General features: G+C 59.4%; 17 protein-coding genes. 16 read left to right on the forward strand and 1 reads right to left on the reverse strand.

Going from position 1 to position 13,652, the window contains the following annotated elements; genetic code table 11:
• The first annotated feature begins 46 nt into the window (after positions 1 to 46).
• The 15 genes from rpsH to bfr all read left to right on the forward strand — a co-directional run bounded on the left by rpsH (position 47) and on the right by bfr (position 9,186).
• Entirely contained in the window at positions 47 to 439 is a 393-nt protein-coding gene (gene rpsH, locus MF6396_RS23090) for a 30S ribosomal protein S8 (RefSeq protein WP_010220313.1), read from the forward strand.
• Between the two features lie 12 nt (positions 440 to 451).
• Positions 452 to 985: a 50S ribosomal protein L6 gene (gene rplF / locus MF6396_RS23095; RefSeq protein ID WP_043861928.1), complete on the forward strand. Its 534-nt coding sequence runs from the start codon at positions 452 to 454 to the stop codon at positions 983 to 985.
• Positions 986 to 995: 10 nt separating this feature from the next.
• Complete coding sequence (gene rplR, locus MF6396_RS23100; protein WP_043861927.1) at positions 996 to 1,346, forward strand: 50S ribosomal protein L18; 351 nt, start codon at positions 996 to 998, stop codon at positions 1,344 to 1,346.
• A gap of 3 nt (positions 1,347 to 1,349) precedes the next feature.
• The gene (rpsE, locus tag MF6396_RS23105; protein WP_043861926.1) at positions 1,350 to 1,850 is read left to right on the forward strand and encodes a 30S ribosomal protein S5; all 501 of its coding nucleotides are present in this window, start codon (positions 1,350 to 1,352) and stop codon (positions 1,848 to 1,850) included.
• 2 nt (positions 1,851 to 1,852) lie between these two features.
• Positions 1,853 to 2,029 carry a 50S ribosomal protein L30 gene (rpmD, locus tag MF6396_RS23110; protein WP_010220317.1) on the forward strand — a complete coding sequence of 59 codons (177 nt, stop codon included), beginning with the start codon at positions 1,853 to 1,855 and terminating at the stop codon, positions 2,027 to 2,029.
• A gap of 3 nt (positions 2,030 to 2,032) precedes the next feature.
• Complete coding sequence (gene rplO, locus MF6396_RS23115; protein WP_010220318.1) at positions 2,033 to 2,467, forward strand: 50S ribosomal protein L15; 435 nt, start codon at positions 2,033 to 2,035, stop codon at positions 2,465 to 2,467.
• On the forward strand, positions 2,468 to 3,799 hold the full coding sequence (secY, locus tag MF6396_RS23120; RefSeq protein ID WP_043861925.1) for a preprotein translocase subunit SecY: 1,332 nt from the start codon (positions 2,468 to 2,470) through the stop codon (positions 3,797 to 3,799).
• 28 nt (positions 3,800 to 3,827) lie between these two features.
• On the forward strand, positions 3,828 to 3,944 hold the full coding sequence (gene rpmJ, locus MF6396_RS23125; protein ID WP_002555468.1) for a 50S ribosomal protein L36: 117 nt from the start codon (positions 3,828 to 3,830) through the stop codon (positions 3,942 to 3,944).
• A 131-nt stretch (positions 3,945 to 4,075) separates the two neighbouring features.
• A complete protein-coding gene (gene rpsM, locus MF6396_RS23130; protein WP_043861924.1) occupies positions 4,076 to 4,432 on the forward strand; it encodes a 30S ribosomal protein S13 in 357 nt (118 codons plus the stop codon).
• Positions 4,433 to 4,462: 30 nt separating this feature from the next.
• Entirely contained in the window at positions 4,463 to 4,852 is a 390-nt protein-coding gene (rpsK, locus tag MF6396_RS23135; protein WP_002555466.1) for a 30S ribosomal protein S11, read from the forward strand.
• 15 nt (positions 4,853 to 4,867) lie between these two features.
• Positions 4,868 to 5,488 carry a 30S ribosomal protein S4 gene (gene rpsD, locus MF6396_RS23140; protein ID WP_043861923.1) on the forward strand — a complete coding sequence of 207 codons (621 nt, stop codon included), beginning with the start codon at positions 4,868 to 4,870 and terminating at the stop codon, positions 5,486 to 5,488.
• 22 nt (positions 5,489 to 5,510) lie between these two features.
• Positions 5,511 to 6,512 carry a DNA-directed RNA polymerase subunit alpha gene (locus MF6396_RS23145; protein ID WP_003186012.1) on the forward strand — a complete coding sequence of 334 codons (1,002 nt, stop codon included), beginning with the start codon at positions 5,511 to 5,513 and terminating at the stop codon, positions 6,510 to 6,512.
• Between the two features lie 43 nt (positions 6,513 to 6,555).
• Positions 6,556 to 6,942: a 50S ribosomal protein L17 gene (gene rplQ, locus MF6396_RS23150; RefSeq protein WP_002555463.1), complete on the forward strand. Its 387-nt coding sequence runs from the start codon at positions 6,556 to 6,558 to the stop codon at positions 6,940 to 6,942.
• A 175-nt stretch (positions 6,943 to 7,117) separates the two neighbouring features.
• The gene (locus tag MF6396_RS23155) at positions 7,118 to 8,566 is read left to right on the forward strand and encodes a catalase (protein ID WP_078481647.1); all 1,449 of its coding nucleotides are present in this window, start codon (positions 7,118 to 7,120) and stop codon (positions 8,564 to 8,566) included.
• A gap of 155 nt (positions 8,567 to 8,721) precedes the next feature.
• Positions 8,722 to 9,186 (forward strand): bacterioferritin, encoded by a 465-nt coding sequence (bfr, locus tag MF6396_RS23160; protein WP_043861921.1) that lies wholly within the window; start codon positions 8,722 to 8,724, stop codon positions 9,184 to 9,186.
• A 99-nt stretch (positions 9,187 to 9,285) separates the two neighbouring features.
• On the opposite strand, the gene uvrA is transcribed toward bfr, so the two are convergent.
• Positions 9,286 to 12,120, reverse strand: a complete 2,835-nt coding sequence (gene uvrA, locus MF6396_RS23165) for an excinuclease ABC subunit UvrA (protein ID WP_043861920.1) — start codon at positions 12,118 to 12,120, stop codon at positions 9,286 to 9,288.
• A 129-nt stretch (positions 12,121 to 12,249) separates the two neighbouring features.
• On the opposite strand from uvrA, the gene MF6396_RS23170 reads away from it, so the two are divergent.
• On the forward strand, positions 12,250 to 13,644 hold the full coding sequence (locus MF6396_RS23170; RefSeq protein ID WP_054916437.1) for an MFS transporter: 1,395 nt from the start codon (positions 12,250 to 12,252) through the stop codon (positions 13,642 to 13,644).
• The last annotated feature ends 8 nt before the right edge of the window (positions 13,645 to 13,652 follow it).

Genomic DNA, 13,652 nt, shown 5'->3' on the forward strand with positions numbered 1-13,652 from the left:
TAGTAGCCGAAAGGCTAATTTTTCTTGTATCAGGAGCGTCTAGCCCATGAGTATGCAGGACCCGTTAGCGGACATGCTAACTCGAATCCGTAATGCCCAGATGGCTGAAAAGTCCGTCGTAAGCATGCCGTCCTCGACCCTGAAGGTGGCTGTAGCCAAAGTTCTGAAAGACGAAGGTTACATCGCGGGTTATCAGGTCAGCAGTGAAGTCAAACCTTCGCTGTCCATCGAGCTGAAATACTTCGAAGGCCGTCCGGTCATCGAGGAAGTCAAGCGCGTAAGTCGTCCAGGCCTGCGTCAGTACAAGTCCGTCGAAGAGCTGCCGAAAGTACGTGGCGGTCTGGGCGTGTCTATCGTCTCCACCAACAAAGGTGTGATGACTGATCGTGCTGCGCGCGCTGCCGGTGTCGGCGGCGAAGTACTCTGCACAGTGTTCTAAGGGGGGATAAGCATGTCTCGCGTCGCTAAGAACCCCGTTAAGCTGCCAGCCGGTGTCGAAGTCAAATTCGTCGGCCAACAGCTTTCGGTGAAGGGTGCCAAGGGCACTCTCGAACTGAACGTTCACTCGTCCGTTGAAGTTGTTGAAGAAGCTGGTGAGCTGCGTTTCGCTGCTCGCAACGGCGACCAACAAACTCGCGCAATGGCCGGCACTACCCGTGCACTCGTGAACAACATGGTCCAGGGCGTAAGCCAAGGCTTCGAGCGCAAGCTCCAGCTGGTCGGTGTTGGTTACAAGGCGCAAGCCAAGGGCACCGTGCTGAACCTGGCGCTCGGCTTCTCGCACCCAGTGGATTATGAACTGCCTGAGGGCATCACCGCTGAGACCCCTAGCCAGACCGACATCCTGATCAAGGGTATCGACAAGCAGCTGGTAGGTCAGGTGGCCGCTGAAATCCGCGACTTCCGTCCACCAGAGCCGTACAAAGGCAAGGGTGTGCGTTACGCGGACGAAGTCGTCCGTCGTAAAGAAGCCAAGAAGAAGTAGGGCATAGCAAATGACCGACAAAAAAGTTACTCGACTGCGTCGCGCTCGCAAAGCACGCCTGAAAATGCACGAACTCGAAGTCGTGCGTCTCTGCGTGTTCCGCTCCTCGCAGCACATCTATGCCCAGGTCATTTCGGCCGACGGCAGCAAAGTCCTGGCCAGCGCCTCGACTTTGGACAAAGACCTGCGTGATGGCGCCACTGGCAACATCGACGCGGCCACTAAGGTTGGCAAGCTGGTAGCTGAGCGCGCGAAAGCCGCCGGTGTATCTCAAGTTGCCTTTGACCGTTCTGGCTTCAAGTACCACGGCCGCGTTAAAGCGCTGGCAGATGGTGCTCGTGAAGGCGGACTGGAGTTCTAAGTTATGTCAAATAACGATCAAAAGCGCGACGAAGGCTACATCGAGAAGCTGGTTCAAGTTAACCGCGTAGCCAAAACCGTAAAAGGCGGCCGTATCTTCACTTTCACCGCGTTGACCGTGGTAGGTGATGGCAAGGGTCGCGTTGGTTTCGGCCGTGGCAAATCGCGCGAAGTACCTGCTGCGATCCAGAAAGCCATGGAAGCTGCCCGTCGCAACATGATTCAGGTAGACCTGAACGGCACCACTCTGCAGTACGCCACCAAGTCCGCCCATGGCGCTTCGAAGGTGTACATGCAGCCTGCTTCCGACGGTACCGGTATCATCGCCGGTGGCGCGATGCGTGCTGTCCTGGAAGTTGCTGGCGTTCAGAACGTCCTGGCCAAGTGCTACGGCTCGACCAACCCAGTGAACGTGGTTCATGCCACTTTCAAGGGTCTGAAGGCTATGCAATCTCCTGAATCCATTGCTGCCAAGCGCGGCAAGAGCGTCGAGGAGATCCGCTGATCATGGCTACCGTCAAAGTAACGCTGATCAAAAGCACCGCCGGCCGTCTCCCTAACCACAAACTGTGTGTTAAGGGTCTGGGTCTGCGCCGCATCGGTCACACTGTAGAAGTCCTGGATACTCCCGAGAATCGCGGGATGATCAACAAGGCTTACTACATGCTGCGCGTCGAGGGTTAATCGATGAAACTCAATGATCTGAGTCCAGCGCCGGGTTCCCGTCGCGAGAAGCATCGTCCGGGTCGTGGTATCGGTAGTGGTTTGGGCAAGACCGGTGGCCGTGGCCACAAAGGTCAGACCTCCCGCTCCGGTGGCACCATCGCTCCAGGCTTTGAAGGCGGTCAACAGCCGCTGCACCGTCGTCTGCCGAAATTCGGCTTCGTTTCCCTGAAAGCCATGGACCGCGCAGAAGTGCGTCTGTCCGAGCTGGCCAAAGTGGAAGGCGACGTTGTCACCGTGCAATCCTTGAAGGATGCCAACGTGATTAACCAAAACGTACAGCGTGTGAAAATCATGCTGTCCGGCGAAGTTACTCGCGCGGTCACCATCAAGGGTATCGCAGCCACCAAAGGTGCGCGTGCGGCTATCGAAGCAGCTGGCGGCAAGTTCGAGGAATAAATGGCTAAGCAAGGTGCTCTCTCTTCGCTCGGTAAAGGCGGGATGTCTGAACTTTGGGCTCGTCTGCGTTTTCTGTTTCTGGCGATCATCGTCTATCGGATAGGCGCACACATCCCAGTTCCAGGCATCAACCCGGACCGGCTGGCGGAACTGTTTCGACAGAATGAGGGGACCATTCTTAGCTTGTTCAACATGTTTTCCGGCGGCGCGCTTGAACGGATGAGCATCTTTGCACTGGGGATCATGCCGTACATTTCGGCATCGATCATCATGCAGCTGATGACCGCCGTCAGCCCGCAGCTGGAGCAGTTGAAGAAGGAAGGTGAAGCTGGCCGTCGCAAGATCAGCCAGTACACCCGCTACGGCACCGTTATCCTGGCGCTGGTCCAGGCTGTTGGCATGTCCATCGGCCTGGCCGGTCAGGGTGTAGCGTTTTCTGCTGACTTTGGCTTCCATTTCGTCGCTGTCTCCACGTTTGTGGCGGGTGCGATGTTCATGATGTGGCTGGGTGAGCAAATCACGGAGCGCGGTGTAGGCAACGGTATCTCGATGTTGATTTTCGCAGGTATCGTCGCCGGTCTTCCGAGAGCAATCGGGCAGTCTTTCGAGTCTGCACGTACGGGCGATATCAACATTTTCGCTCTGGTCGCTATCGGTTTGCTGGCAGTAGCGATTATCGGTTTTGTGGTGTTCATTGAGCGTGGTCAGCGTCGAATCGCCGTTCACTACGCCAAGCGTCAGCAGGGCCGCAAGGTCTTCGCTGCGCAGACTAGCCACTTGCCGCTGAAGGTGAACATGGCCGGGGTCATCCCAGCCATTTTCGCAAGCAGCATTTTGCTGTTCCCGGCTTCGCTGGGTGCCTGGTTTGGTCAGTCTGAAGGTATGGGCTGGCTGCAGGACATCTCGCAGTCGATCGCTCCTGGTCAGCCGTTGAATATTCTGCTGTTTAGTGCAGGGATTATTTTCTTCTGCTTCTTCTATACGGCGTTGATGTTCAATCCGAAAGACGTAGCGGAAAACCTGAAGAAGTCCGGTGCCTTTATTCCGGGCATCCGTCCAGGCGAGCAGTCGGCGCGCTACATTGATGGCGTTCTGACCCGCTTGACCATGTTCGGTGCTCTTTATATGACGGCCGTGTGTCTGTTGCCCCAGTTCCTGGTGGTAGCGGCAAACGTTCCGTTCTACCTTGGCGGGACCTCGTTGCTGATTGTGGTAGTGGTTGTGATGGACTTCATGTCCCAAGTACAATCGCACCTCGTTTCGCACCAGTACGAATCCCTGATGAAGAAAGCCAACCTGAAAGGCTACGGTGGCAGCGGAATGCTGCGCTGAGAGACCCTTAAGGTTCGAGGAGTTGGTGATGAAAGTTCGTGCATCGGTGAAAAAGCTGTGCCGTAACTGCAAAATTATTCGCCGCGAAGGTGTTGTGCGAGTGATTTGCAGCGCGGAACCACGTCACAAGCAGCGCCAAGGCTGAGTGTGATCTGTGCTTCAAACCCAGCAGCTAGTGCGCTGCTGGGTTGATTATTTGTTTCTACAGCGATATTATCTCGCGCCCTATTTCTTGGCTTCCGGGGCGTAGGTAGCTGTCAATTGGAGTCCCACTGAATGGCCCGTATTGCAGGCGTTAACATTCCAGATAACAAGCACACTGTTATCTCGCTGACCTACATCTATGGTGTCGGTCGCACAACTGCACAGAAAATCTGTGCAGACACTGGGGTCAACCCAGCCGTGAAGATCAAAGATCTGAGCGACGAGCAGATTGAACAGCTGCGTAGCGAAGTTGCGAAGTTCACCACTGAAGGTGACCTGCGTCGCGACATCAACATGAAAATCAAGCGGTTGATGGACCTGGGTTGCTACCGCGGCCTGCGTCATCGTCGGGGTCTGCCAGTACGCGGTCAGCGTACCAAGACCAACGCGCGTACCCGTAAAGGTCCGCGTAAGCCGATCCGCAAGTAATCGCACCAGCGAATCGACAGGAATATAGACATGGCAAAACCTGCTGCTCGTCCTCGTAAAAAAGTTAAAAAGACAGTGGTTGATGGCATCGCCCACATCCATGCGTCCTTTAACAACACCATCGTGACCATTACCGATCGTCAAGGTAACGCCCTGTCCTGGGCTACCTCCGGCGGTTCGGGTTTCCGCGGTTCCCGCAAGTCCACCCCGTTCGCTGCTCAAGTAGCTGCTGAGCGTGCTGGTCAAGCTGCGCTGGAATATGGTCTGAAGAACCTCGACGTCAACGTCAAGGGTCCAGGTCCAGGTCGTGAGTCCGCTGTTCGTGCTCTGAACGGCTGTGGCTACAAGATCGCCAGCATCACCGACGTGACGCCAATCCCGCATAACGGGTGCCGTCCGCCGAAGAAGCGCCGCGTGTAATCAGGAGACAGATAAATGGCACGTTACATTGGTCCAAAATGCAAACTGTCTCGTCGTGAAGGCACCGATCTGTTCCTGAAGAGCGGCGTTCGCGCTCTGGAATCGAAGTGCAACATCGAAGCAGCCCCAGGTATTCACGGTCAGCGCCGCGGTCGTCAGTCCGACTACGGCACCCAGCTGCGTGAAAAGCAAAAAGTCCGTCGTATCTACGGCGTGCTCGAGCGTCAGTTCAGCGGTTACTACAAGCAAGCGGCCTCCTCGAAGGGCGCTACTGGTGAGAACCTGCTGCAACTGCTCGAATGCCGTCTGGATAACGTCGTTTATCGTATGGGCTTTGGCGCTACTCGTGCCGAATCCCGTCAGCTGGTTTCGCACAAAGCGATCAGCGTTAACGGCAAGACTGTAAACGTTCCGTCCTACCAAGTTCGTCCGGGTGACGTGGTCGCGGTTCGCGAGAAGTCGCTGAACCAGCTGCGCATTGTTCAAGCCCTTGAACTGTGCGCCCAGCGTGGCCGCGTTGAGTGGGTAGATGTAGACACCGCGAAGAAGTCGGGCGTTTTCAAGAACGTTCCTGCTCGCAGTGATCTGTCTGCCGACATCAACGAAAGCCTGATTGTCGAGCTCTACTCCAAGTAAGGGCTAGAAAATAGGTGCATCCATGCAGATTTCGGTAAATGAGTTCCTGACGCCCCGCCACATCGATGTGCAGGTCGTCAGTCCAACCCGCGCTAAAATCACTCTCGAGCCTCTCGAGCGTGGTTTTGGCCATACCCTGGGCAACGCGCTGCGCCGCATCCTGTTGTCCTCCATGCCTGGCTGTGCAGTAGTCGAGGCCGAGATCGACGGTGTACTCCACGAGTACTCCGCCATCGAAGGTGTTCAGGAAGACGTCATTGAAATCCTGTTGAACCTGAAAGGCCTGGCTATCAAACTGCACGGTCGTGACGAAGTTACGCTGACCTTGTCGAAGAAGGGTTCGGGGGTGGTTACCGCTGCCGATATTCAGCTGGATCATGATGTCGAGATCGTTAACCCCGATCACGTAATCGCTAACCTGGCGTCCAATGGCGCCTTGAACATGAAGCTCACCGTAGCTCGTGGTCGTGGTTATGAACCGGCCGATTCGCGTCAGAGCGATGAAGACGAAAGCCGCAGCATTGGTCGCTTGCAGCTCGACTCTTCGTTCAGCCCGGTTCGCCGTATCGCATACGTGGTGGAAAACGCCCGTGTCGAGCAGCGTACTAACCTGGACAAGCTGGTTATTGATCTGGAAACCAACGGTACTCTGGATCCTGAAGAGGCAATCCGTCGTGCTGCAACCATCCTGCAACAGCAGTTGGCTGCATTCGTCGACCTCAAGGGCGACAGCGAACCAGTGGTAGTCGAACAGGAAGACGAGATCGATCCGATCCTGCTTCGTCCGGTTGACGATCTGGAATTGACCGTGCGTTCGGCCAACTGCCTTAAGGCGGAGAACATTTACTACATCGGCGACCTGATTCAGCGTACCGAAGTAGAACTGTTGAAGACTCCGAACCTGGGCAAGAAATCCTTGACCGAAATCAAGGACGTTCTGGCCTCCCGTGGTCTGTCCCTCGGCATGCGCCTCGACAACTGGCCGCCTGCAAGTCTTAAGAAGGACGACAAGGCGACTGCCTGATCGTCGTAATCACCGAACGTAGTGTTTGGTAAGGAATGAACCCATGCGTCATCGTAAAAGTGGACGTCACCTGAGCCGTACCAGCTCTCACCGTAAGGCCATGTTCCAGAACATGGCGGTGTCGCTGTTCGAGCACGAGCTGATCAAAACTACTCTGCCAAAAGCCAAGGAACTGCGCCGCGTTGCCGAGCCGCTGATCACCCTGGCCAAGGAAGACAGCGTTGCTAACCGTCGTCTGGCTTTCGACCGTACCCGTTCGAAAGAAATCGTCGGTAAGCTGTTCAACGATCTGGGCAAGCGCTATGCCACCCGTCAGGGCGGCTACCTGCGTATCCTCAAGTGCGGTTTCCGCGCTGGCGATAACGCACCTATGGCGTACGTCGAGCTGGTTGATCGTCCTGTTGGTGGCTCGGTTGAAGCTGCTGAGTAAGGCGAACAGTCTGTAACAAGGAACCGGGCCCAGTGCCCGGTTTTTTGTTTCTGTATGAATTGAAATAATCTATTGATCTCAGTCATGTAATGAATTTGATGGTGTCATGTTCCTGGTCGATACTTCTGTCTACGCCGATTAGCCGGCCGCAAAAGTCTGATTAAGGAGAGAGTGCATGAGCCAGAACAAAACGCTGACCACCGCCAGTGGCGCGCCGGTCGCCGACAACCAGAACTCGCGTTCGGCAGGCCCGCGGGGTCCGTTGTTGCTGGAAGACTTCCACCTGATTGAAAAGCTTGCGCACTTCAACCGCGAGAACATCCCTGAGCGCCGTGTACACGCCAAGGGGTCGGGTGCCTATGGCACGTTTACCGTCAGCCGCGATATCACCCAGTACACCTGCGCCAAGCTGTTCAGCAGCGTCGGCAAGCAGACCGAGACCTTCCTGCGTTTCTCCACAGTGGGTGGCGAGCGGGGTTCGGCCGATACCGAGCGTGACCCTCGGGGTTTTGCACTCAAGTTCTACACCGAGGAAGGCAACTGGGACATCGTGGGCAACAACACGCCGGTGTTCTTCATCCGTGATCCATTGAAGTTCCCGGACTTCATCCACACCCAGAAGCGCCTGCCTCAAAGCAACCTGAAAAGCCCGCAGATGATGTGGGACTTCTGGTCGCATTCGCCCGAATCGCTGCACCAGGTCACCATCCTGTTTTCCGACCGCGGCATCCCGGACGGTTACCGTCACATGCACGGTTTCGGCAGCCACACCTACAGCCTGATCAACGCACAGGGCCAGCGTACCTGGGTCAAGTGGCACTTCAAGACCAAGCAGGGCATCAAGAACCTGGCGCCTGCCGAGGCGGCCCGCCTGGCCGGTACCGACCCGGATTACGCCCAGCGCGACCTGTTCGAAGCAATCGAGCGCGGTGACTTCCCGAAATGGAGCGTGTGCATCCAGGTAATGAGCGAAGCCGAGGCCGCCAGCCGTGCCGAGAACCCGTTCGACGTGACCAAGACCTGGTCGCAGAAGGACTATCCGCTGATCGAGGTGGGCGAACTGGAGCTCAACCGCAACCCGCTCAACTATTTTGCCGAAGTCGAGCAGGCCGCGTTCGGCCCCAGCAACATGATCCCGGGTGTGGGGCTGTCGCCAGACCGCATGCTGCAGGGCCGCGTATTCGCCTACGCAGACGCTCACCGTTACCGTGTGGGTACCAACCACCAGCAACTGCCGGTAAACGCCCCACGCAGCCCGGTGAACAGCTACCAGCGCGATGGTTCGATGGCCTTTGGCAGCAACGGCGGCGCGGCGCCCAACTACGAGCCCAACAGCTACGCCGACGCACCCAAGCAGGCCCCGCAGTACGCTGAGCCTGCACTGGCCCTCGGTGGTGCAGCAGACCGTTACGATCATCGTGAAGACACCGACTACTACAGCCATGCCGGTGCGCTGTTCCGCCTGATGAACGATGAGCAGAAGGCCCTGCTGATCGCCAACATCGCCGGCACCATGGCCAGCGTCTCGCGCGATGTCGTGGATCGTCAGCTGCAGCACTTCTTCAAGGCCGATCCGGCCTACGGAGGGGGAATCGCAAAGGCATTGGGTCTCAATCTGGCCTAAGTCGAAGTGATAAGAAGAACCGCCCTCATCTGGGCGGTTTTTCAATGCAATTGACTACTGTTTACCCACTTTTTTAGCGGTTTTAGCGCAATTTGCAGTGACCTTACAGTCATCCTGGTTCAAACTATGGCTTTCACACAGGGAGAGTCAGGGCAATGCAAGGTCACCCGGACGTAATCGATTATCTCAACACGTTGCTGACGGGCGAACTGGCGGCACGTGACCAATACTTCATCCACTCGCGCATGTACGAAGACTGGGGCTTCAGCAAGCTCTACGAGCGAATCAACCACGAGATGGAAGAAGAGGCACAACACGCCGACGCCCTGATGCGCCGCATTCTCATGCTCGAAGGCACCCCGCGCATGCGCCCGGACGACCTGGACATCGGCACCACCGTGCCCGAGATGATCGCTGCCGACCTGCGCCTTGAGTACAAGGTGCGCGCTGCGCTGTGCAAAGGCATCGAGCTGTGCGAGCTGCACAAGGACTACGTCAGCCGTGACATCCTGCGCGTGCAGTTGGCCGACACCGAAGAAGATCACACTTACTGGCTGGAGAAGCAGCAGGGTCTGATCAAGTCGCTGGGCCTGGAGAACTACCTGCAATCGCAGATGTAATCCACCGCGCAACGAACAAGGCCATCGGGGCGTACCCGATGGCCTTTTTTTGTGCCCGCATGCCGCTGTGCAGGAGCCGGCCTGGCCGGCTCCTGCAGTTCAGGCCCGGTCGCGCGCCAGCAGCGGCTTGAGGTAATACCCCGTGTGCGACTGCTTCATCTCGGCCAGCTCCTCCGGCGTGCCGCAGGCGATGATCTGTCCGCCCTTGGAGCCGCCTTCCGGCCCAAGGTCTACCAGCCAGTCGGCGGTCTTGATCACGTCCAGGTTGTGCTCGATCACCACCACGGTGTTGCCGTGGTCACGCAGGCGATGCAGCACGTCCAGCAGTTGCTGGATATCGGCAAAGTGCAGGCCAGTGGTCGGCTCATCGAGGATGTACAGCGTCTTGCCGGTATCGCGCTTGGACAGCTCGCGTGACAGCTTGACCCGCTGCGCCTCACCACCGGACAGCGTGGTCGCCGACTGGCCCAGCTTGATGTACGACAGGCCCACGTCCATCAGCGTCTGCAGCTTGCGCGCCAGTGCCGGCACCGCATCGAAGAACTCGCGGGCTTCCTCGATGGTCATTTCCAGCACCTCGTGGATGTTCTTGCCCTTGTACTTGATCTCCAGCGTTTCGCGGTTGTAGCGCTTGCTCTTGCACACGTCGCACGGCACGTAGATGTCGGGCAGGAAGTGCATCTCGACCTTGATCAGGCCATCGCCCTGGCACGCCTCGCAGCGCCCGCCCTTGACGTTGAACGAGAAACGCCCCGGCCCGTAGCCGCGCGAGCGCGACTCCGGCACGCCGCTGAACAGCTCGCGGATCGGCGTGAACAGCCCGGTGTAGGTCGCCGGGTTGGAGCGCGGTGTACGCCCGATCGGGCTCTGGTCGATGTCCACCACCTTGTCCAGGTGCTGCAGGCCATCGCAGCTGTCGTGGGCCGCAGCTTCCAGCGTGCTGGCACCGTTGAGCGCGGTTGCCGCCAGCGGGAACAGGGTGTTGTTGATCAGCGTCGACTTGCCCGAACCGGACACGCCGGTCACGCAGGTCAGCAGGCCGATCGGGATCTCCAGGTCGACGTTCTGCAGGTTGTTGCCGCGTGCGCCCTTGAGCTTGAGCGACAGCTTCTTGTTGCGCGGGGTGCGCTTGGCCGGCACGGCGATCTTCACGCGGCCCGACAGGTACTTGCCGGTCAGCGAGTCCGGGTGCGCCATCACCTCGGCCGGGGTGCCCTCGGCCACGATCTGGCCGCCATGCACGCCCGCGCCCGGGCCGATATCCACCACGTAGTCGGCCATGCGGATGGCGTCCTCGTCGTGCTCCACCACGATCACCGTGTTGCCGATGTCGCGCAGGTGGTTGAGGGTGCCCAGCAGGCGATCGTTGTCGCGCTGGTGCAGGCCGATGGATGGCTCGTCGAGAATGTACATCACCCCCACCAGGCCGGCGCCGATCTGGCTGGCCAGGCGGATACGCTGGGCCTCGCCGCCCGACAGGGTATCGGCGCTGCGATCCAGCGTCAGGTAGTCCAGGCCCACGTTCACCAGAAACTGCAGGCGTTCGCAGATTTCCTTGAGGATCTTGTCGGCGATCTCGCCACGGCGCCCGGTCAGCTTGAGGCCGCCGAAGTAGTCGCTGGCATCGCCGATCGGCAGGTTGGTAACCGCTGGCAGGGTCTTCTCGCCAACCCACACATGGCGCGCCTCGCGGCGCAGGCGGGTGCCGCGGCAGTCGGGGCAGGGCTGGGTGCTGAGGAACTTGGCCAGCTCTTCACGCACGGTGGCCGATTCGGTCTCGCGGTAGCGCCGCTCCAGGTTCGGCACGATGCCCTCGAAGGGGTGTGAGCGCTTGACGATATCGCCCCGGTCGTTGAGGTACTTGAAGTCGACGTTGTGCTTGCCACTGCCGTTCAGGATCACCTTCTGCTGGTCGGCCGGCAGCTCGTTGAACGGCACCTCCAGGCTGAACCCGTAATGCGCGGCCAGCGAGCCGAGCATCTGGAAGTAATACACATTGCGCCGGTCCCAGCCGCGAATCGCGCCCTCGGCCAGGGTCAGCTCGCCGTTGACCAGGCGCTTGATGTCGAAGAACTGCTTCACGCCCAGGCCGTCGCAGGTCGGGCAGGCGCCGGCCGGGTTGTTGAAGGAGAACAGCTTGGGCTCCAGCTCGCTGATCGCGTGGCCGCAGATCGGGCAGGCGAAGCGCGCCGAGAAGATCATCTCTTCACCCGGCTCGTCGTCCATCGGCGCCACCAGGGCGATGCCATCGGCCAGCTTAAGGGCCGTCTCGAACGATTCGGCCAGGCGCTGCTGCAGGTCGTCGCGCACCTTGAAGCGGTCGACCACCACATCGATGCTGTGCTTCTTCTGCTTGTCGAGCTTGGGCAACTCGTCCAGCTCGTACAGCTTGCCGTTGACCCGTGCGCGCACGAAGCCCTGGGCACGCAGCTCTTCGAACACCGCCAGGTGCTCGCCCTTGCGCTCGCGAATCACCGGAGCCAGCAGCATCAGCTTGCTGCCCTCGGGCTGGGCCAGCACCAGGTCGACCATCTGGCTGACAGTCTGGGCTTCGAGCGGGATGTCGTGGTCGGGGCAGCGTGGGGTGCCCACACGGGCATACAGCAGGCGCAGGTAATCGTAGATCTCGGTGATGGTGCCCACGGTCGAGCGCGGGTTGTGCGAGGTCGACTTCTGCTCGATCGAGATGGCCGGCGACAGCCCCTCGATGGTGTCGACGTCTGGCTTTTCCATCATCGACAGGAACTGGCGGGCATACGCCGACAGCGATTCCACGTAGCGACGCTGGCCTTCGGCATACAGGGTGTCGAACGCCAGCGATGACTTGCCGGACCCGGACAGACCGGTGATGACGATCAGTTTGTCCCGGGGCAGGGTCAGGTCGATGTTCTTAAGGTTGTGGGTACGTGCCCCACGTATCAGGATCTTGTCCACTGCGGCCTCGCTTGGCGGGCATAAACGGAGGAGTATACGGCGCGCTGCCACCACGCGGCAAAGCGTCGCGTATATGCCGTTAACCGATCCGACTGGTAGAATCGCCGCCGGTTCACACGAGGTTTATCCATGCACGATCCCCACAGCGAACGCATGAGCGGCAGCGAGACCCGCGCCGCAGGCGGCCTGGCCCTGGTGTTCGCCTTCCGTATGCTGGGCATGTTCATGGTGCTGCCGGTACTGGCCACCTATGGCATGGACCTGGCGGGCGCCACGCCGGCGCTCATCGGCCTGGCCATCGGTGCCTATGGCCTGACCCAGGCCGTATTGCAGATTCCGTTCGGGGTCATTTCCGACCGCATCGGCCGTCGGCCGGTGATCTACCTGGGGCTGGTGATCTTTGCCCTGGGCAGCGTGCTGGCAGCGCAGGCCGACTCGATCTGGGGCGTGATCGCCGGGCGCATCCTGCAGGGTGCGGGCGCCATCTCCGCCGCGGTCATGGCGTTGCTCTCGGACCTCACCCGCGAACAGCACCGCACCAAGGCCATGGCCATGATCGGCATGAGCATCGGCCTGTCGTTCGCCGTGGCGATGGTCGTGGGGCCACTGGTAACGCGGGCCTTCGGCCTGTCGGGGTTGTTCCTGGCCACCGCAGCGATGGCGGTGGTGGGCATCGGCCTGATCGCCTTCGTGGTTCCGGCCTCCAACGGCCCGCTGGCGCATCGCGAGTCGGGCGTGGCCAAGCAGGCCCTGGGGCCGACCCTGCGTCACCCCGACCTGCTGCGCCTGGACGTCGGCATCTTCGTGCTGCACGCCATCCTCATGGCCAGCTTCGTCGCCTTGCCGCTGGCGTTCGTGGAGCGTGGCGGGTTGCCGAAAGAGGAGCACTGGTGGGTCTACCTCACCGCCTTGCTGGTTTCATTCTTCGCAATGATTCCGTTCATCATCTACGGTGAAAAAAAGCGCAAGATGAAACGTGTCCTGCTGGGCGCGGTCAGTGTGCTCATGCTCACAGAGCTGTTTTTCTGGGAGCTGGGCAACAGCCTGCAGTCACTGGTGATCGGCACGGTGATCTTCTTCACCGCCTTCAACCTGCTCGAAGCCTCGTTGCCTTCGCTGATCAGCAAGGTGTCGCCGGCCGGTGGCAAGGGCACGGCGATGGGGGTGTATTCCACCAGCCAGTTCCTGGGGGCGGCGCTGGGCGGGATCATGGGTGGCTGGTTGTTCCAGCATGGCGGCTTGAGCGTGGTTTTCCTGGGGTGCGCAGGCCTCTGTGCCCTTTGGTTGGCCATAGCTGTTACTATGCGCGAACCACCTTACGTGACGAGCCTGCGCTTGCCGTTGTCGCCAGAAGCGATGCGCGAAGCGGGCTTGACCGAGCGCCTCAAGGCCGTGCCGGGTGTGACCGACGCAGTGGTGGTGGCAGAGGAAGCCGCCATCTATATCAAACTGGATACACAAATTTTGGATCGTACGGCCCTGGAGCTGCTGGTAAACCCGGCGCCCGCGGCGTGCCAAGCCTAGGAGAACGT

It is taken from the genome of Pseudomonas sp. MF6396, assembly GCF_002018915.1.
In the GTDB taxonomy this organism is placed as follows: Bacteria; Pseudomonadota; Gammaproteobacteria; order Pseudomonadales; family Pseudomonadaceae; genus Aquipseudomonas; species Aquipseudomonas palmensis.